At 53.4% G+C, this 18562-nt stretch carries 14 protein-coding genes; 2 read left to right on the top strand and 12 right to left on the bottom strand.

Annotated elements, in window-relative coordinates:
- Window positions 1–286: 286 nt before the first annotated feature.
- The gene (locus CA13_RS06830; protein ID WP_146395190.1) at window positions 287–2194 is read left to right on the top strand and encodes a glycoside hydrolase family 16 protein; all 1908 of its coding nucleotides are present in this window, start codon (window positions 287–289) and stop codon (window positions 2192–2194) included.
- A gap of 53 nt (window positions 2195–2247) precedes the next feature.
- Here CA13_RS06830 and CA13_RS06825 read toward each other — a convergent pair whose 3' ends face one another.
- The 11 genes from CA13_RS06825 to CA13_RS06770 form a co-directional block, all read right to left on the bottom strand.
- Window positions 2248–3912: a putative manganese-dependent inorganic diphosphatase gene (locus tag CA13_RS06825; RefSeq protein WP_146395189.1), complete on the bottom strand. Its 1665-nt coding sequence runs from the start codon at window positions 3910–3912 to the stop codon at window positions 2248–2250.
- Between the two features lie 27 nt (window positions 3913–3939).
- Window positions 3940–4488 carry a flavoprotein gene (locus tag CA13_RS06820; RefSeq protein WP_146395188.1) on the bottom strand — a complete coding sequence of 183 codons (549 nt, stop codon included), beginning with the start codon at window positions 4486–4488 and terminating at the stop codon, window positions 3940–3942.
- Window positions 4485–4760, bottom strand: coding sequence for a DNA-directed RNA polymerase subunit omega (locus tag CA13_RS06815; protein WP_146395187.1), 276 nt, complete (start codon window positions 4758–4760; stop codon window positions 4485–4487). The genes CA13_RS06820 and CA13_RS06815 overlap by 4 nt, the downstream gene beginning before the upstream one ends.
- Window positions 4745–5365, bottom strand: coding sequence for a guanylate kinase (gene gmk, locus CA13_RS06810; RefSeq protein ID WP_146395186.1), 621 nt, complete (start codon window positions 5363–5365; stop codon window positions 4745–4747). Before gmk ends, CA13_RS06815 begins: the two co-directional genes overlap by 16 nt.
- A gap of 34 nt (window positions 5366–5399) precedes the next feature.
- Window positions 5400–6329 (bottom strand): YicC/YloC family endoribonuclease, encoded by a 930-nt coding sequence (locus tag CA13_RS06805; RefSeq protein WP_146395185.1) that lies wholly within the window; start codon window positions 6327–6329, stop codon window positions 5400–5402.
- Between the two features lie 7 nt (window positions 6330–6336).
- A complete protein-coding gene (secG, locus tag CA13_RS06800) occupies window positions 6337–6909 on the bottom strand; it encodes a preprotein translocase subunit SecG (protein ID WP_419194019.1) in 573 nt (190 codons plus the stop codon).
- Between the two features lie 125 nt (window positions 6910–7034).
- The gene (gene tpiA / locus CA13_RS06795; RefSeq protein ID WP_146395184.1) at window positions 7035–7790 is read right to left on the bottom strand and encodes a triose-phosphate isomerase; all 756 of its coding nucleotides are present in this window, start codon (window positions 7788–7790) and stop codon (window positions 7035–7037) included.
- Entirely contained in the window at window positions 7787–8824 is a 1038-nt protein-coding gene (aroF, locus tag CA13_RS06790; protein WP_146395183.1) for a 3-deoxy-7-phosphoheptulonate synthase, read from the bottom strand. Before aroF ends, tpiA begins: the two co-directional genes overlap by 4 nt.
- A gap of 599 nt (window positions 8825–9423) precedes the next feature.
- Window positions 9424–12501 carry an efflux RND transporter permease subunit gene (locus tag CA13_RS06780; RefSeq protein WP_146395182.1) on the bottom strand — a complete coding sequence of 1026 codons (3078 nt, stop codon included), beginning with the start codon at window positions 12499–12501 and terminating at the stop codon, window positions 9424–9426.
- Window positions 12498–13757, bottom strand: a complete 1260-nt coding sequence (locus tag CA13_RS06775) for an efflux RND transporter periplasmic adaptor subunit (RefSeq protein ID WP_146395181.1) — start codon at window positions 13755–13757, stop codon at window positions 12498–12500. The genes CA13_RS06780 and CA13_RS06775 overlap by 4 nt, the downstream gene beginning before the upstream one ends.
- Window positions 13754–14359: a TetR/AcrR family transcriptional regulator gene (locus CA13_RS06770; RefSeq protein ID WP_146395180.1), complete on the bottom strand. Its 606-nt coding sequence runs from the start codon at window positions 14357–14359 to the stop codon at window positions 13754–13756. Before CA13_RS06770 ends, CA13_RS06775 begins: the two co-directional genes overlap by 4 nt.
- Window positions 14360–14799: 440 nt before the next feature.
- On the opposite strand from CA13_RS06770, the gene CA13_RS06765 reads away from it, so the two are divergent.
- Window positions 14800–15543, top strand: coding sequence for a hypothetical protein (locus tag CA13_RS06765; protein WP_146395179.1), 744 nt, complete (start codon window positions 14800–14802; stop codon window positions 15541–15543).
- A 16-nt stretch (window positions 15544–15559) separates the two neighbouring features.
- Here CA13_RS06765 and CA13_RS06760 read toward each other — a convergent pair whose 3' ends face one another.
- A complete protein-coding gene (locus tag CA13_RS06760) occupies window positions 15560–18529 on the bottom strand; it encodes a DUF11 domain-containing protein (RefSeq protein WP_146395178.1) in 2970 nt (989 codons plus the stop codon).
- Window positions 18530–18562 lie beyond the last annotated feature (33 nt).

Genomic DNA, 18562 nt, shown 5'->3' with positions numbered 1-18562 from the left:
TGACGCATCATGGCTGTTGGCGGTAAGGCCGCTGTGGGTAAGGCCTCTGTGATCGTGTGACCGACAGTTAACGCGGATCAGCGTATGGCCAGTTTGAAAAAATGATTTGGCCAAAATCCCACGCCGAGATCGTCGCAGTCTAAAATGATCTCCTAATTCGAAATTGTCGAAAACGCAGCGAAGCCAATTGGAAGCTGGTTCACGTGCGCCGAGTCGGTTGAGAATTACCCGCCGTTTTGTCTATTAGGCATGATTTGAACCTCTCCCTCGATCGAAGAGTCCCGCCATGTTTCCGTTCATTGATGGCCGTTTTGCCGCCCAACTTATTGGTATTCTGTGCATTTTTCAGTGCGTTGCAACGTATGCTGAGTCATTGGAATTACTTCCAATCAACAACTCGGTGGTTAACGGGCGAATCGAATCGAACGATGATCAGGTTCAATGCAAGCTCGTTGAGGATGCGTTGGATGTGAGGATATCTCCGGGCGATGCGAAATATCCTGGTTTCTATCTTGAACCCCAGGAAGGCGTATGGGATTTATCGCAAATGGGATTCATCGAAGCGATCGTTGAAAACACCGGTGATGGGCCATTGTCACTAAAGCTTCGTGTCGACAACGAAGGTGATTGGAGAAAGGAGCCATGGAACACGGAAAGCCAGCGTATCCTTGCTGGCGAACAGGGATCGATCAAAGTGATCTTTGGGTATCAATACGGTTTTCAACCAGGCTACCAACTCGATTCCAGTAAAGTGATTCGCCTTCTGATATTTGTTGATGGAAGTACGAAGCAACAATCGTTTCGTATTCGGTCGGTGAATGCGGGCGGCACCGCTGGCATGCGACCCCTATCACAATATGCTGCGGCACATACCGAACCCAACAACGGCTATCTGATGGGTGGGCCGGATCAGCAATTGGACATCGTAAAGCAAGTGACATCGGACAAGTCGGTCACATGCAAACGAGAAGGCCCGGGTGAGAAGTCAGCTCTGAGTGTCAACTTTGGCAGGGACAAGGCGATGCATCGGATGTCGATCAAGCCGCCGACCAAATACTGGAATTTGAAGAACGCCACGGCGGTTCGTGTTTCCATTCGTAACAATGGCCAATCGATGGTGACTCCGAGTGTTCGGGTTGCCAGCGAAGGCAACGGTTTCACGGACGTTGCGACAGCACCGCCGATCGCGTCTGGTCAGACAAAGCAGATAGTGGCCTCGTTTGTCGCTAAGGCTGCTTGGCAGGCGATGGCGTATGATCCGGCGAAACCACACGATGGCGGGAAACCAGGAACAGGCACGAAATTTCGCAATGACCGTGTCACATCGGTGGATATCGCAATCGAACATGTTGATTCGGGCGCGATCGTGATTGATTCGGTCGAGGCGATTGTGCAGCCTAAGCAAATGCCATCCTGGTTGGGACAACGCCCACCGATCGAAGGCGATTGGAAGCTAAGTTTTGAAGACAGCTTTGATGGGGCCAAGATTGACCTGAGTAAATGGAATGTCTACGGTCCCAATTGGTGGGGCAAGAGCGAGTTGACGCATTGGACCAAGGACAACGTTGTGGTCGGCGACGGTTTGGTAAAGCTTCATTTCGAGAAAAAGAGAGGCTGGTTGAATGATGATCCCAAAACCGGACACGAGTCTGATTTTGCTGGCGGCTATCTGGATACCGATGGGAAATGGAAACAGAAATACGGGTATTTCGAAGCCCGCATGAAGTTGCCGACCAATGATGGACTTTGGCCTGCTTTTTGGATGATGCCCGACCGAGGTTCAGAAGCGTCGACGGGGGCGCGGCGAAGTACGGCCAATGGAGGGATGGAATTTGACATCATGGAACACCTTACCCGATGGGGGCCGTATCGCTACAACATCGCATTCCATTGGGATGGTTACGAGCAAGATCACAAGTCGATCGGCACCAGTAATGTCTACGTCCAACCCGACGAAGAAGGATTCATCACACCCGGTTTTTTGTGGACGCCTGGGGAATTAGCGTTCTACTGCAACGGAGAAATCGTTGGCCGTTGGAAGGATGATCGCGTCGGGAATATTCCGTCTTACATCATCTTGTATCAAGTCGTTGGCGGTTGGGATAACGACAATTTGGATCCAACAAGTTTGCCCGCGGACTTTGAAATAGATTACGTCAGAGCGTGGCAGCGCGAGGATTTGAAAGAGCAGTAGTTTCCCCGCGGCGAATGCCGGATGAGCATAAGGCAAGTGCCTCATGAATGTCTTTACGTGGAAGTGTCTTCGACCGGGCTTGCATCGAGCAAGCTGATGATCAGCGGCAGCAACTGCTTTTTACGGCTGACCACTTCCTCGAGCTCGTAGAGATTCTTTTCCAATTCGGGGTAGTTGATGTCGTCCCAGCCTTCCGGTTGGTGGCTCATCAATAACAAGCTTCCGTTGCTGGCGATATTTGTGACCAATAACGCCGAAAAATCGAGGAAGTGTTCCGACGCCAATTCTTCGAGTGCTGCGGTTAATTCTTCTTTGCGTTGCCAGAAAAGATCAAAACCAATTTCCTCGATTTGTGAAATCGAGAACCGGCTATTGGCTTCGTGAAATTCTTTGCAATCTTCGCGGACGATCTCGCGCGGGGTGCAGGTGCGAAGCGCGGAACCGACTTCAAAGAACTCGTTCGCATATTGTTCTAATTCGACACTGCAAAACTGCTGAAGCCACTCTAAGACATCGCGATCCACGTCGGTCGTCGTTGGCGAACGGAGGTGCAACGTATCACTGATAATCCCCGAAGCCATACAGAGTGCCATGGAAGGCGTAGGGTCGATTTGAGCTTGGCGGAATTTGCGAGCGACTAACGTGCATGTTGATCCGACGGGTTCGAGTGTGAATCGAATGGGGTCGGACGAGCGAAGCGAGCCGCCGAGTCGGTGATGGTCGAGCACTTCAGCGATGTCCGCATCTTCGGCTCCGTGGACCGCTTGGGAAAGTTCGTTATGATCGACCAGAATGATTTCGGGTTTGGGTGGATTGACCAAGTCGCTCTTGCTAATCACGCCGATCAATTTTTCGTTGTCCAACACGGGAAAAATCGTCTGCGGCAAACGGACGATTTGTTGTCGTGCGGTGCAGATAGGGGTCTTCGCGGGCAAAGACACGAAGTCACGCTTGATCACTGAATCAATTAACCGTGCGGCTTTGATTCGCATGGTAGTCGTGGCGGTATCGTAGGGGCTGATGATGACTGAAACGCCGCGAGCCTGAGCGAGTTGTAGTAGCCCGCTCGACAATTCAAAGCCGCCGGTGACTACAATTGCCCGAGCACCCATTTCAAGTGCCGGCAATTGGATTGTCGGTCGGTCGCCACTGACCACTAACAATCGTTCGGTTGGGAACCCTTGCAAACGACTGGTGAACCCACTCGCACTCATCGCACCGACGGTCAAAATGAATTCGTCGGTTCGGTCGGGCTCGACCGCATGAGCGAGCGTACCGCCAAGCACCGATGCGACTTTGGTTAGGTTGCTACAGACTTCGCGTGAGTGAATCGGATCAACGCCTCCTTGAAAAACCAATTCCAGTAGATCGAGAAGGGAGACAATTCCGATCAGCCGATCGTCATCGTCGAGCACGGGTATCGCGCGTAGCGAGTGTTGCTTCATGACTTCGTAGACTTCATGAAACGTATCGGTACGGCGCGCCGCGATGACTTGACGTTGGCAAACATCGACGAGCTCGGGGCGGATATCCATGATGATCCGCGGATGAGTCAGATGAGCTTTTTTTAACGCAAACTCGGTGCGTTGGTTCGGCGCCCCACAGCTAGCAGCAATCGCATCGGGCCGCGTCGTTTGTTTTAGGAAATCCGCATAGGCGATGGCGCTGCAGATCGAATCGGTATCGGGGTTGCGATGTCCGAAAACATGAAGTGTCATGCAAGTCTCGTGAAGGCAAAGAACGTATCAAATGTCGAAAATGGCCGTCGCTGCTGCGACAATTGCCTCGGGTTCTGACATTCGTCCTTCCCCTTTTTCGCGGCAACTCAACCATCCCGCGTCGGGGCCAACAAAATGGCATCCGTCGGTTCGCAAAATTTCCATATTCCGTTTGACCGACGGTTTACTCCACATCGACGAGCTCATCGCAGGGGCAATCAGCACCGGACAATCGACTTGAAGATAAAGTGTGCTGACCAAATCGTCGGCGATACCGGTCGCGAATTTGGCCAATAGGTTCGCGGTTGCCGGCGCAACGATCATTAAATCGAGCTTCTGACTCAATTCGATATGACCACCCAAAGGCATGTGATCGCTACCGAATGAATCTGTGGCGACCGGTTTTCCGGACAATGCGGCAAACGTCGGCTTCCCAACAAAATGGGTAGCCGAATCCGTCATCGTGACCCGAAGGTCGTGGCCCGATTGAACAAGCCGACTGCATACGATCGCGGATTTGTAAGCAGCGATACCACCACCGATGGCAAGCAAGATTGTTCGCCCGCCGGTGATCATAGATCGGAGGCTTCCAAATCAGGTCCATCCGAAGATGCATCGGCCTCTGCGGTCAATTCTTCGAGCGTCTGGACTTCATTGTCCATGTTCAAGACGATTTTGTCTTGCACAATTTCCTGCAACACGATCGACATTTTGTCGTGCGTGTCGACGTTAACGAGCGCTCGGCTGCCCTGATTCAATTGCACCAAACGCTTTTGAATCAACGTGCTCAGCTTGAAACGGCCGCCGACTTTGTTGACGATCTCTTCTTCTTTTAGCTCTTCGAGCATGCTTGTTTTTCCTTTTGGACTTTCAGAATTTGGCAGATTTCCGAGACGGCTCGATCGACCGAATCGTTGATGATTTCGTGTTGGTAACGATGTAGGAACAACATTTCGCGGCCCGCTGTTTCCAATCGTGCCGTAATTGCTTGTTCGGTTTCGGTACCGCGACTTCGCAAGCGGTGTTCGAGTTCTTCCATTGTTCCCGGTTGGATGAACAGGGAAATAGGGCTGAACTCTTTTTGGTCAAGTATGGCTAGTGCGCCCTGAACGTCGATCTCCAAAATAACCAATTTACCATCATTTAGACCAGAGGCGACTTGGTTCTTGAGGGTTCCGTACCAATGTCCGAGCCCGAAAACCTCTTTGCATTCGAGGAAATCGCCCGCTTTTCGGCGTCTTTGGAATTCTTCGTCGGAGATAAAAAAGTAGTCGGCACCGTCTTGTTCGCCCGCCCTCGGTTCGCGAGTGGTTGCGGAAATGCTCATTTCCAGCGGCAGATCGCATTCATCGAGCAGTCGGCGCACCACGGTCGATTTCCCCGCCCCGCTGGGGCCCGATATGATGACAAGTCGGCCTGTGGTCGTGTAGGACCCTGTGGTCTTGTTGGACATGGGATAATGCGTTCTGCTCGCTTGCGCCGGATGGCTATTCTAGATTCTGGACCAATTCTCGCATCCGTTCGATCGCACATTTGATCTCAACAACGTGTGCGGAAATGTCGGTGTCGGACGCTTTGCTGCCGATCGTATTGGTTTCTCGCAATAATTCTTGCACGATGAATTCCAGTTTTCGCCCCGTAGGTTCGGGGTCTTTCGCTACTTCGGCACTGCCTCGAATCACCCCGCGGATCATCTTAAGATGACTCGCTAGCCGCGTGATTTCTTCACTGAAATCGGCTCGGTCGGCATAGATTTGAACCTCGCGTAGAAGGTCAATCTTGGAAACTTCGACTTCATGCTTCGCAAGCAAACGTTGGACTTTGGTTTCAAGCCGAGTTTGGTAGGCTTCGATGCACCGCGGTGCAAGTGTTTGGATTTCCTCTACGTGACGACCGATTGCGTCGCAATCATTCAGCAAGGTTTCGGCCATATGAGCCCCTTCCTGTTCACGCATCGAATTGAGGTTCTCAAACGTGTCGCGAATCGTTTGCTCGATCGTGTCCCAGAGTTCTTTGTTATCGCGTCCATCGGTTTGCGATTGAATGACCACGCCTGGCAACATGGCCAATTGGGCTAGATCGATCGTCGCCTGTTCGTCACCGAGTGCTTTACGACCGGCTTGCAGTTGGCGAAAGTAACCTTGCAGGACATCCTGGTCAATTTGAGGAATCGATTGGGCGATGGGTCGCTTCCACAGGATCGACAAAGAAACGCTGCCACGATGGATTAAAGATCTAGCCAGTGTTTCGATGCGGCTGTCAAAACCGGACAGCGCATCACTTGAACGCAGCGTACATTTGAAGCCCCGGTTATTCACCGTCCGAACTTCAACGAGGATCGAGCCTTGATCGGTTTGTCGCGACGCATGCCCTTGTCCGGTCATGCTGCGGACGTGTCGATGATTGGTGGAACTCATGCGGCGACTAGTTGCCGCCGACGGTTTCGGGTGGCGATGCCTCTTCAGCCGGAGCTGCCTCTTCAGCCGCAGTGGCCTCTTCAGCCGCAGTTGCCTCTTCAGCCGCAGTTGCCTCTTCAGCCGCAGTGGCTGTCTCGGTCTCAGCGGGCACCAATTCGGCCGATGGGGTCTCGCCCTGGTCACCGCCAGCACTGAGTCCGCTACCCGAGGATGGGGCAGGTGCGGCGATCTGTTCGTCGGTCATCGGAGGCACGTTGACTTGGTTGTCTTTCTTGTCACCAGGGCCAGCTTGGAGACTCTTGCTTGTGTTGATTGCCGTCGGCTTATGAGTGCCCAACAACCACATGGTGAATGCACACGTGAAGCCCCAAATGCAAGCGGTGACGACGGTAATGACCGTGAACGTGTCACCGGCTTTACTGCCGAATGCACTTTGTCCTCCGGGTCCGCCGAGTGCTCCGGTCAATCCGCCTCCCTTGCCTCGTTGGACGAGAATTAGCAAGATCAGAAAGAGCGAGAGGAAGCCCATCAAGATACCGAGCGTGGCGCCGGCAAATGATCCGATGATAAACGTGGTCATATTCCGTTGTTCCTAGTGAAAAACAAATCTGATTATTTTCAAGCTTTACCGTGTCAGTACCGATGGCGTGCTTGTGCCCCATAGGGAACTCCAAGTGAGTTCCCGAAAGGTTTTGCGTAGCGATATCAACCTGCGGAGATAATGCCAGCGAAATCTTCGACCTTTAACGACGCTCCGCCAACGAGGGCACCGTCGATATTGGTTTGGCCGAGTAGCTCTTTTGCGTTGCTAGGCTTGACGCTTCCGCCGTATTGGATGCGAATTTGTGCAGCAACATCTTCACCGAACATCTTGCCCAATTCTTTGCGGATAAATGCGTGCACGGCTTCGGCTTGTTCGGGCGAAGCCGTCTTGCCCGTTCCGATTGCCCAAATCGGCTCGTAGGCAACGACGATTCCGGCGGCACGAACTTCGTCGAGTCCTGCTAGCGAACCGTTGATTTGACGCTCGATCACTTTTTCGGTGTCGTCTGCTTCACGTTCTTCAAGTGACTCGCCGACGCAAACGATTGGAACGAGGTTACCAGCAAGTGCAGCGTGCAACTTTTTGCTAACGTCCGCGTCGGTTTCGCCCATCAAGGTTCGTCGTTCGCTGTGGCCGAGAATGACGTAGCCACATCCAACGTCGGACAACATCGCTGCGTTGACTTCACCTGTGAACGCCCCATCTTCGGCGGCGTAAAGGTTCTGGGCTCCGAGGCTGACAGCGCTGCCGGCAACCGCATCGCCGACTTCGCTAAGGTATACCGAAGGTGGGCAAAGAATGACTTCAACCGACGGTGTTTCACCGACCGCTGCGACCACACCCTTCGCCAATGCGACGGCGTTGTCACAACGCATGTTCATTTTCCAGTTTCCAGCAATAATCGTTTGGCGGGTCAAGTTAACGGCTCCGGTAGAGGTGAAATGGTTTTTCCAAGTAGCTCGGCTAAGCCCTTCATTTGGCTGGCGAGCTCACGATACTGTTCGGGTAATAACGCCTGAGGGCCATCACTTTTTGCTTGCTCAGGACAATCATGCACTTCGACGTGCACGCCATCGGCTCCGGCGGCAAGTCCCGCCATCGCACAGGGTGGAATTAGATCGGGTTTGCCTGTGGCATGCGACGGGTCGACGATCACGGGTAAATGCGATAGCCCATGGATCACGGGAACCGCAGCAACATCGAATAGATTACGCGTGACCGAATCAAAGCCTTTAACGCCTCGTTCACAAAGGACCACGTTGGCGTTGCCTTGCGACAAAATGTACTCCGCACACATCAATAAATCGGAGATCGTTGCGCTCATGCCACGCTTCAGTAGTACGGGCCGCTTTGACTTTCCGACTTCGGTGAGCAACGCAAAATTCTGCATGTTCCTCGCACCGACTTGCAGCATGTCCGCGTATTCGGAAACGGTTTCGACCAACCGTGGGTCCGTCACTTCGGTGACCACCGGCATCCCGAACGCTTTTCCAACATCGCGGAGGATCTTCAAACCTTCGACGGCGAGGCCTTGGAATGCATAGGGACTTGTTCGTGGCTTGTAGGCACCGCCGCGAAACAGGTTGGCGCCCGATTCGCGAACACTCTCAGCGATTCGCATCATCCGGTCGCGATCTTCGACGCTGCAGGGACCCGCGATCATCCCCAAATATCCGCCACCGATTTTCACGCCCGAGACATCGATCACACTCGGATCGGGGTGAGCTTCCAACGATGCCAACTTGTAAGGCTGCAATACAGGGATCACCTCAGCCACGCCAGGAATCGCGTCAAGCGACGCGGCATGCAATTTTTCCTCATCCCCGATGATGCCAACGATGGTCCGGAAGGTACCTCGGCTGAGGTGGTGTTTGAGCCCCAACTCTTCGACACGTTCTAAAACGTGATCGATTTGTGCGTCAGTAGCGTTATTTTGAAGGATCAGAATCACAGCAGCAGGGCGACCGATGAAAGAGTGTTCAGTTCCGGCAGCTTTTTCGGTCCATCTGCCTGGCCGACGCGCACGGTGTTGACAAGCGGGGCAATGTAGCAGGCCAATGCTAGAATCGTCGAGGGCAATGGAGCCTGATGGGACCGAAAACGGGCTGTTTTTTCGGAAAATTGGCATTCTCCGATCAACCTACCTCCCCCTTCCACCTCCCTCGTTCCAGCCCAAATTGATCCGGAATTTCGCTGAATGAGGCTGAATGAGTTCGTCATCGCAATTGGGCGCCAGCACGGATATCCCGCCAATCTTCCCCGGAAGGGTCCAACCAAACAGTTGGGCGATTCCAACACGATCGCCGCAAGGGAGGATAGTGCATCCTTGTTGCCGGGCGACGCTTTGATGATTCACTTCGTCGTCGTCCTTTTCGTGTCGGCTCAATTTCCTGGCGACTGGGCTTCCTGAAGCGGCTGGGCTTCCTGAGGCGACTGAGCTTCCCGAGGCGGCTGGGCTTCCTGAGGTGACTGGGCTTCCTGAGGCGGCTGGGCTTCCTAAGGATTCGGGTTCCCTAAGGATTCGGCGCAGCAGTCCGAGTCGTGGCTTGGCTATGCGTCTGCCTTCGCTTTGCGGCGCGTAAACAGGTCGTACAGAATCGGGATTACTAACAGAGTCAAAACGCCTGAAACCAAGATCCCGCCGGCCGATGCGATTCCGACGCCATTTCGCATTTCCGCTCCAATCCCTTTGCCCAAGGCCAAAGGTAGCATTCCCAGCACCGCTGCCAAAGTGATCATCACGATCGGACGGAATCGTTCGCACGCCGCTTCGATCATTGCCTTGTGTCGCGGCACTCCTTCTTCGACGTGCATATTGAATTGGTCCATGATCAGAATGGCGTTGTTCACAACAATCCCAATCATCATCACGATCCCCATGATGACAAAGATGCTGATGCTTTCGCCCGCAATGGCCAATGCCCAAAAAACGCCAATCAGCGCCAACGGTACCGTCATCAAGATTAACGCGGGTTGACGAAACGATTCCATGATCGCTGACAAGGTCAAGACGACTAGGATCATCGCCATGATTCCCGCTTCTGCTAATCCCTGCTGTGCTTCGCTCATCATTTCGTACTCGCCCGCAAACGTGTAATCGTAACCAGGCGGCAAGACCTTCTTGTTGTCGATCGCTGCGCTCAATTTCGTGACAGCCGTTCCAAGAGGTAGGCTCGGAGCCAATTGCGATGTCAATTTGGCGATCCGGCGTTTGTTCTTGCGAGTGATCTGGATTGGGATTTCCGATTCCTTGATATGGCTGAAATTGGACAGTAGCATCGGATGCCCATCGGGCCCAGGCAATTGGAAATTGCGAACTTGTTGTTTCCCTTGTTCCTCGTTTAGTTTTACGACGATGTCATAGTTTCGCGAATTTTGTTTGTAGGTTCCCGCTTCGATCCCCTCAAGGTTGGCCCTCAGTACCATACCTAACCCGACGGCTGGCGCAGCCACATCGCTTAGTACCGCTCGGCGGGGTTCAATGCGGATCTCTGGTTTGCCTTGGCGCACGGTCGTGTCGGGTTCGACGAAACCATTGATGTCGTGAGCCAAATCCAAACTGGTTAACGCCAAGTTGTCGAGCGTATTGAGTTCAACTCCGGCGATCTCCAATTCCACCGGGCTCGATTGGCCACCAATGATCGACGGTTGACTCACCGCGACAACGGCGTCCGGATAGCCTTCGATCCGATCGCGAACCAAATCCATTAACTCGGCAATGGTCAAATCCCGTTCATCACGTTCGCTAAACTTCAATAGCAACTGGGCCAAATAAACGCCTTCACTCGATTGGCCAAGCATTGCTTCGACCTTGCCGACGGTGGTCAGCACATGTGTAATTTCAGGAAGTCCCTTTAGTCGATCTTCGGCTTGTTTGACTCGCCGTACCGTTTCATCCAAGCTGTAACGCGTTGGGAATTCAAGCCGTAAATAGAGCCGCCCCATATCGGATTGCGAAAACGCGCTGCTTCCCAGCGTTCCGGCGACGTGGAGTGAATTTGCAAACAATCCGATCACCGCTACTAGCACTAGAATGGCGGCCCATCGATGTTGTTCGGTGAAGGTCAGCAGGTGTCGGTACCGTCCCACGACTTTGTCGAACATCCAATTCCATCCTTGCTCCATTCGTCCCAATAGGGACCTCGATCCCTCGTTGCGTGGTTTTAAAATCAGCGAACAAAGCATCGGTGTCAACGTGAACGAGATGAATAGCGAGACGACGGTCATGATAAACATCGTCATCGCTAATGGCCCGATGAACATTCCAATCTTGCTTTCCATTACCGCTAATGGAAACAGCACCACCACATTGGTCCCCGCACTGGCTAACACTGCGATAAACGCTTCGCTCGATCCAACCCGTGAAGCTTCCTTGGGATCGCCGGTCGTTCCCAGTCGCTTGTCGATTGCTTCGAGCACGACAATGGAGTTGGTGACTAAGATGCCGACCGACATGCCGATGGCAATCAAGGTAGAGGTGTTGAGCGTGTAGCCAACGACGCTCATAAAGTACAGCCCAATCACAATCGTTAGCGGCATGGTTACGCCAACGACGAACAGTGTGCGGACATTGTATAGAAACAAAAACAGAATCGCGGCAGTCAACAAAATGCCTTGCAGCACGTTCACCCACGCGCTTTGGTTGTTTGCTTCGATAAACCGACCGTCATCGTCGACCCAAACCAATTCCATTCCGCCCGGCAGTTGAGCGTTTAGATCGTCCATTGCGTCGCGTACCGCGTGAGCGACTCGGACCGCGTTGGCGTCCGCCTTTTTGACAACTTTGATAGCGATACAGGGTCGGCCGTCAATCGATGCTGTTTGGCGTAATTCTTCGGTCGACATTTTTACTTCGCCAATGTCACGAAGATAACATCGTTGGCCGTTGTTGTTGGCGACTTCCAGCTTGGATAAGTCGACGGCGGAATCAAAGTCGGCATCGAACTTGACCGCATATTCGGTACCCCCGTCACGCACACGCCCCGAGGGGATCGTGCGAACGGCCTCCTGGATGACTTTTACGATATCCATGCTCGACAAACCACGTGCAGCTAATTTTCCGCGGTCTAATTTTACGTGAACTTCGCGTTCGGCGCCGCCGATCAGTTGCACTTCGGCAACTCCGGAAATTACCGTCAATTTGTCACTGAGCGTATTGTCCGCAAAGTCGTACAAATCATCCAGCGGGACATCACCTGCCAATGCCAAGTTGACAATCGGCTTGGCGTTGATGTCAAACTTCTGAATTTGCGGGTCTTCCACATCGGCTGGTAATTCCGACCGAATCACGTCAAGTTTTTCGCGAACATCGGTGGCAGCCACGTCAACGTCGACACTCATTTGGAATTCGAGCAGCGTTTGGCAGACGTTCTCCATGCAAACGGAGCTAACGTGTTTAAGCCCATCAATCGAAACGACTGCGTCTTCGATCCGTTTCGCGACGTCGGTTTCTAACTCCTCCGGCGCTGCACCAGGATAGATCGTGACGATCGTGACAAACGGAGCGTCCATTTTGGGCATCAACTCTAAACCCATCTTTCGATAGGCATTGAGGCCCAATAACGTCAATCCGATGATTAGACAACTCATCGCCACAGGGCGACGTACCGAGAAATCGGACAGGCTCACTGTGCTTGCTCCTGGACGACCGAAACTCGCGAACCAGCCTCGACGAATGTTTGCCCCATCGAAACGACGGGTGTTCCGGCCGCTAGCCCACTAACGATTTCCATTAACCCGTTGGCTTGCCATCCTGTTTCGACATTAACTTGGCTGACTTGGTTGTTTTGGACCGTAAAGACGACGGCACGATTGCCACGAGTTTGGATCGACCCAATTGGTACGCCCACGCCGGTGCGACGGTTTGAGACGATCGTGACATCGGCTAAGCATCCCGGAACGACTGACGGTGGAGGCGATTCGATCAGTCCCTCGACCTTGAAGGTTCGAAGTTTGTTGTCCACCGTTGGGCTCTTGTAGCTGACCGGACGCAGTCCTAAATCCGTGTCGCCGACATGGACCCGCATTTCGGTCTCGCCAGGGACGACTCGTGAATAGAATTCGGACGGTAAATAGACGGAAACTTCTAACAGCGACAAGTCTTCGATTTTCAGCACGGGTGTTCCCGCGGCGGCCATTTCGCCGGGTTCGCAAAGTCGTTTGGACACTTGCCCACATATCGGGCTGACGACCAACGAGTCGTCCATGTCCTTTTCAGCAATCGTGACATTCAGTTTGGCTTGTTCCAATTGGGCATTCGCCAAATCGATCAACGCGCCAGTGTGTTTGACGTCCGCTTCGCATTGTTTGTAATGCGATTCGGCTTTCTCGACTTCTTGAATCGCGGTGGCGTTGTTACGAAGTAAATCGCGGAAGCGTTTCAGATCATTGTTTGCTTGGCTTTTGACCGCCAGACTTTTTTCGAGCATTGCGTTTTTCTCTTGCACCGCACACTCGGCAACCGTCAAATCTTGCCGAGCGATGGCGACCGCTTTACTTAATTTGAGTGAATCAGTTTGAAACAGCTTCGTTTCCCCCGCTTTGATCGTGTCTCCTTCGTCGACAAAGACCGCGTCAAGCGTTCCTGGGATGCGAGCAGACACCAAGGCGAAGTGTTTCGCTTGGATGCTTCCGGATATCGCAAGACTTTCCTCGAACTCCATTTCTTTCGATGGCGTCAACACGACCGGCGTTTGCTTCGTCGTATCAAGCTGTTCCGCATCCGAAGTACGCGTTCTACTTGACGCCTCTTCGGTCAATCCGGTGTCGGAGTCCACTCGTGGTGCAGCGGCGATGGTAAGCGCCAATCCGCCGACAACTACGATCACAAGGATCGATGCGCTGACGAGTTCCAACTGGAAGCTCTTTAATCTTCGAATCTTCATCGGACTTGTAAGCCTCGTGAAAAGAAATCCATTACGTGTTCTGTTAATTCGTCGGTTGGCCAAGTTTCATCGTTGGCCAGTTGCTGTTCGACCAATTGGCGGACCGCACCAAAGATCAGTAAACTCGTTCGCGCGGTGTCGACTTTGCGAAAAACACTCGAACGCACTCCCTCTTCGAGGACGTTGGAAATGTCTTGTAACGCCCGCTCTTGCTCGGTTAATTCTTCCGACTTTAAAAGCCCCTCGACTCCGAAGTCGTTACAGAAAAGATTGAACAACACTTGGTGCTCGCCGAGATGCTCAAACCACGTGCGAAGAATCGCCCGGAGTTTCTGGTCAGCGGGAATGTCGCTCTTCAAGTGTGTTTGGACTGCGGCAGTGACAGGTTCGATTGCCTTGGCATGCACGAACCGAAGCATTTCTTGCTTGTTGGCAAAGTATTTGTAGAGGCTCGCTTTGCCGACACCCGCTTGCGCGGCGACGCGATCCATCGTCAATCCGTCAAGGCCGTGTTCGGTCAACACTTCTACGACCGCCTCGTAGATTCCCTCGCGCATTACCGAGGTCACCATCTCCTTGCGTCGTTGCTCTAGTTTTGTCATTGAGATCACCCTCCGGTTGAGGTGCCAGCTGTTCACCCACTAGAGAACCGCTCTGTCGCAATTGAGAACTGACTAGTTTTGTATACAGAACCGTTAGTATTTGTGCAACTGGAATTTGCAAAAAGGAGGCGAAATGGGTGGATGGAGGGAGGGGCGTTGGTCTTGCGACCGTGGCGACTGGTCCGCGCCGATCTTGCTGGTCGTCGCTCGATCGAATCTTCGGAATCGGTGAGTTCTGGTATCAAATCGCAAACAAAGCGCCACCAACATGACAACACATGAAAAACTTCCTTTCCGCTGAAGCGGTCCTATAAAACACGTGTTTCACGGAGTTTCTAGTCGTTAGATTCCCTTTTGGGGCTCTTTGGCACTCCCGTTGCAATGGTTGGGGGTAGCAATGGATTCACATTTTCCCTTCTCCCACCGGAGCACCCTCAATCATGACTCGATGGATTCCCCAAACGCTTGGTATTGTTATCGCCGCGATGTTCTTTTCCACTTCGGCGAGGGCAGCTCAGAATTCACCCCTGTATTGTGCCGCGGATGAATACCGCGACGCGGTTTGTCACTTTGAACGCGATGTGATTCGGCTGCATTACATCGAGCGTTCGGACAAGCGTTTGGTGGACCGACTTGAAGACATGACTAGCCGGTTAAGAAGTGAATCGCGGCGAGCGAAAGATTTCGATCGTTTGGTTTGTACTTGGGAAGAGATTCAGCGTTTGCATTACGCCGTCAACGCGGCGCTGTTCAATCGGCCATGTTATCCATGCAATCCGAAATTAGAAGCATGTTGGCGACGAGTTGAATATGCCTTCCATGCGTACAGCGCCGCGTTTCGGCAATGTGCATTGGGTTCTCACCGTGACCACGACCACTCGTTTGGACCGCGACATGGGCAATACTACCAAGAACGATTCGAGCAACCTCGCGTTGCTCCGCCCTTGACCCCGCCGATTCAACCGATTGAGCCGATTCGATCAACTCGCCCATCGTTCGATGTTTCACCTTACTCCGTAAGACCGTTATCACCAAGCGTTCCCGCATGGCATGACGAACGGGTTCCTACAAGGCAATACGGCGTTGATTCGCGAGTGGAGTCACGGTACGAACCTCGCGGCGTCAGTTCGCGTCAAATCGGTGCCGCGATCGTTGGTGCGTTGTTGTCGCGAGCACTCAACTAGTGCGACACGATGTAGGCTATTGAATCACTTCGGTCGTCGCCATGTCGCTACCGCCGGCACCGCGACGGCTGATTGATTCAACCATCAAGTTGATCGTTTGTGGTTGATTGCTTCGCAGCACGATGTCGTATTCAAGCGTTTCGCCGGGTCGCATCGAGCGGATATCTTCAAGGGTTACCATGCCAGCGTTCACCTGATATTGTCCCGCGATCGGGCTTTGCCGTTGGGCGATGCGGTCGATCGACGTTCCGGTTGGCAAGTTAAATCGTACGCGAACTTCGCCGTCAATCTGGTTCGAATCATTGGTCACTCGAAGCGTATATCGAATTGGCTCTCCGACGCGGACCGGATTATCACGGCCGAAAATTTCGACTCGTACCTGTCCCGATACGGGTGGAGTCGCAGCAGGTGGCGTAACACTTGGCGGTGTGTTGCGCGGGATATCGCTTGGCGAAGTGATTCCAGGGCCACCGGGGATTGCTGGCGGGGGCAATGCGGGCGGCAATTGTGGTGTGGATGACGTGGGTGGATTGATCACTGGTGGTGGCCCGGCAACGATCGCGAACGTCAAGTCGGTTTGTGCCGCGGTCCCATCACGACTGCGAGCGGATAATTGAGCGCGTGATTGTGGACTGGTCGAAACGGCGCGGAATTGGCCCTCCAATACCTTCGTTTGTCCTGGGTCAAGATTGTCAATGTTCCATTGCAGCAGGTATTGTCCGGGCCGTGGTTGGTCAGCACCCTCGGTCGCTTGTAGCAACTGCATTTGAGGATCGTAGGATAGGATCACCAACGTATCGGCGAGTGGCACTTTGCCGGAGTTGTTGATGAACGCACGAAGCAGAACGCTATCGCCCGTTTGAACTCGTTCGCGTCCTTCTAGTCGCACCGTTAACACGGGTGCCGGTGGGACAGGATTGATGACGGTCACACAGTTTTGGCTTTGAGCTTGTTGTCCACCGTCGGCAATCGCTTGGAAGCCAACACACCGTCGACCGGCACGCGTCGGGACGTAGACAACGCTGGTCGTCCAAGTTTGCCCGGGTTGTAGTGGTCCATCGGTTTTGTCGTTTCCGACATCGCGAGTGCCCTTTTCTTTGTGCAACATGCCTTCGTCGCCGAACGCCTTTAATTGGACGTTGGACATTGGTCGGTCACCGGTGTTCTTGACATCGATGTTAAATACGACGTCTTGGCCGGCTTCGTAGCGTTCTTTGTCGGGTGTTGACGTGATCGTTAGCGAAGGACGGTACACATCGACGCGTACGGTATCTTCCGAAACGAGACCACCATCGCCGCGAGCTTGGAAGGTCATTTGTACGGGCGATTGTGAGACGACATTCATCGACAAATCCAATTGGGTTTGCGGTGGAATGCTACCGATTTCCCAGACCACCGCGTTGGGTAGGACTTGTGCGAAAGAGTCAGCGCTCACGGTTCGGGTGCCTGGAGGCAATTCGACACTGACGCGGACGTTCGTGGTCGGTTGGTCACCTGGGTTTTGGACATTGGCAACGACTTCGTAGGGAACGTCAAAGCTGGCTACCGATGGTGCCCCCGCACGGATCGTCAATTGAGGTGAACTCCATGTGACGTTGGTGCTGCCGCGGCCCAGCGTCATCGTAGGCATGTTGTCACCATCGCCACCGGGGCGAATCACTTGAATGTCGATCGCTGTTGTCCCGTTGGTGCCCGGGACAGGTTCGACGGTTGCGGGTGCATCGCCCGAATCGTCAACCACGACTTCGACTACCGACGAACCGCCTGTTCCTGCGAACGTAGCGAATTCCGGTTGTTGGATCTCGTAGCGAACTTTCCATCCACGCGCCGGTTCCGTTCCTTCGGCTCGCGTGACACGAGTTGTAAGCGGGACGGCGACCCCTTTGGGGACAATTTGCGAGCTGGGGAATTGCCAGCGGGCATCGATCCAGTAAATTGTCGCAGTCGCTTTACGTTGGTCCCAACAATCACTGTCGGGCGCAAGTACGGTCACGCGGCTAGTCCCTTCGCTGGGGCTGCTAAGCGATAACCATGTTTGGCCTTTTTCTAATAACACATCGTCGCTTCGATCAAGGTTGCCGCGAGTGATCATCGTCCGCTTGGTACTGGTGATACCGCGAGCGTACGAGGGATCGTGTTTCTCGGCTTTTTTGATGCCAGTTAACTTGTGTAAAAAACCTGGGTCGTCGTCACCGACTTGAATGAACGTGCCAACGCTGTCGGGCGTCAACATCCATTCAAGCGTTTCGCCGATCTTTAGGTAACCATCGGTTCCGCAAATGCCAGAAAGCAATATGACTTCGCCGCCCACCGGTGCGACGATTTTTTGTGGAGACAGGAGGATGCAACCGCGTTGGCCTGATTCAGGCAAGCTGGCTAGATCGTCTTCGTCAATTTCAGTTCCAAACAGTACCGCCGGTGGGCCGCTTTGACACGAGCCACCACATGCAGGACCGGGAACGCAAGGTTCGTTCGATGCGGCTGCACCACCAATGATAGTTGACGGAGGAGCAGAGCACTTTGGCGGTGTTTCCGGTTCAGGAAACGCCGGTTTGGGGGCACCGCAGTGCGGTTTCGTTAAGCACCTGATACAGAAGTAACTGCGCCCCTGTTTGTTCGTGCCAACGGAATTTGATAGACAGGACGGGCAAAAACAAAATGGCTTGAGGCAGCCCAGGCAATCATAATAACGAAAAAAGCCGCCACTGGCGGGGCTTGGTGCAATCGGCGTCGTCACACGAGGCGTGCCGTTGGCGCCGGATAATCCGCTAAAGCATCCTTCGCCGTTGCATCCCGGTAATGAAAAATAGGTCGATGTGGGACAACGCGAAAAAAGGCAAGAACCACTCGGGTCAATCGCTGGTAACCGTAGTCGACCACAGCCACTCGACAAAACCGTTAGCAGAATGAACGCAATGAAAGACACTCGGCCAGTTGGCAGATTCCTTCGTATGTGTCGCTCGCTTCGTGCTACAGTAGAATTCATCAGAGTCGACGGCTCGTGCCTGCGAATGGATTC

Source organism: Novipirellula herctigrandis (assembly GCA_007859835.1).
Lineage (GTDB): Bacteria > Planctomycetota > Planctomycetia > Pirellulales > Pirellulaceae > Novipirellula_A > Novipirellula_A herctigrandis.
This window is presented reverse-complemented; position numbering and strand designations above follow the sequence as displayed.

Coding starts and splice junctions, on each gene's coding strand:
- CA13_RS06830 (WP_146395190.1), top strand. CDS start 287: ATGTTTCCGTTCATTGATGGCCGTTTTGCCGCCCAACTTATTGGTATT.
- CA13_RS06825 (WP_146395189.1), bottom strand. CDS start 3,912: ATGACACTTCATGTTTTCGGACATCGCAACCCCGATACCGATTCGATC.
- CA13_RS06820 (WP_146395188.1), bottom strand. CDS start 4,488: ATGATCACCGGCGGGCGAACAATCTTGCTTGCCATCGGTGGTGGTATC.
- CA13_RS06815 (WP_146395187.1), bottom strand. CDS start 4,760: ATGCTCGAAGAGCTAAAAGAAGAAGAGATCGTCAACAAAGTCGGCGGC.
- gmk (WP_146395186.1), bottom strand. CDS start 5,365: ATGTCCAACAAGACCACAGGGTCCTACACGACCACAGGCCGACTTGTC.
- CA13_RS06805 (WP_146395185.1), bottom strand. CDS start 6,329: ATGAGTTCCACCAATCATCGACACGTCCGCAGCATGACCGGACAAGGG.
- secG (WP_419194019.1), bottom strand. CDS start 6,909: ATGACCACGTTTATCATCGGATCATTTGCCGGCGCCACGCTCGGTATC.
- CA13_RS06775 (WP_146395181.1), bottom strand. CDS start 13,757: ATGAAGATTCGAAGATTAAAGAGCTTCCAGTTGGAACTCGTCAGCGCA.
- CA13_RS06770 (WP_146395180.1), bottom strand. CDS start 14,359: ATGACAAAACTAGAGCAACGACGCAAGGAGATGGTGACCTCGGTAATG.
- CA13_RS06765 (WP_146395179.1), top strand. CDS start 14,800: ATGACTCGATGGATTCCCCAAACGCTTGGTATTGTTATCGCCGCGATG.
- CA13_RS06760 (WP_146395178.1), bottom strand. CDS start 18,529: ATGAATTCTACTGTAGCACGAAGCGAGCGACACATACGAAGGAATCTG.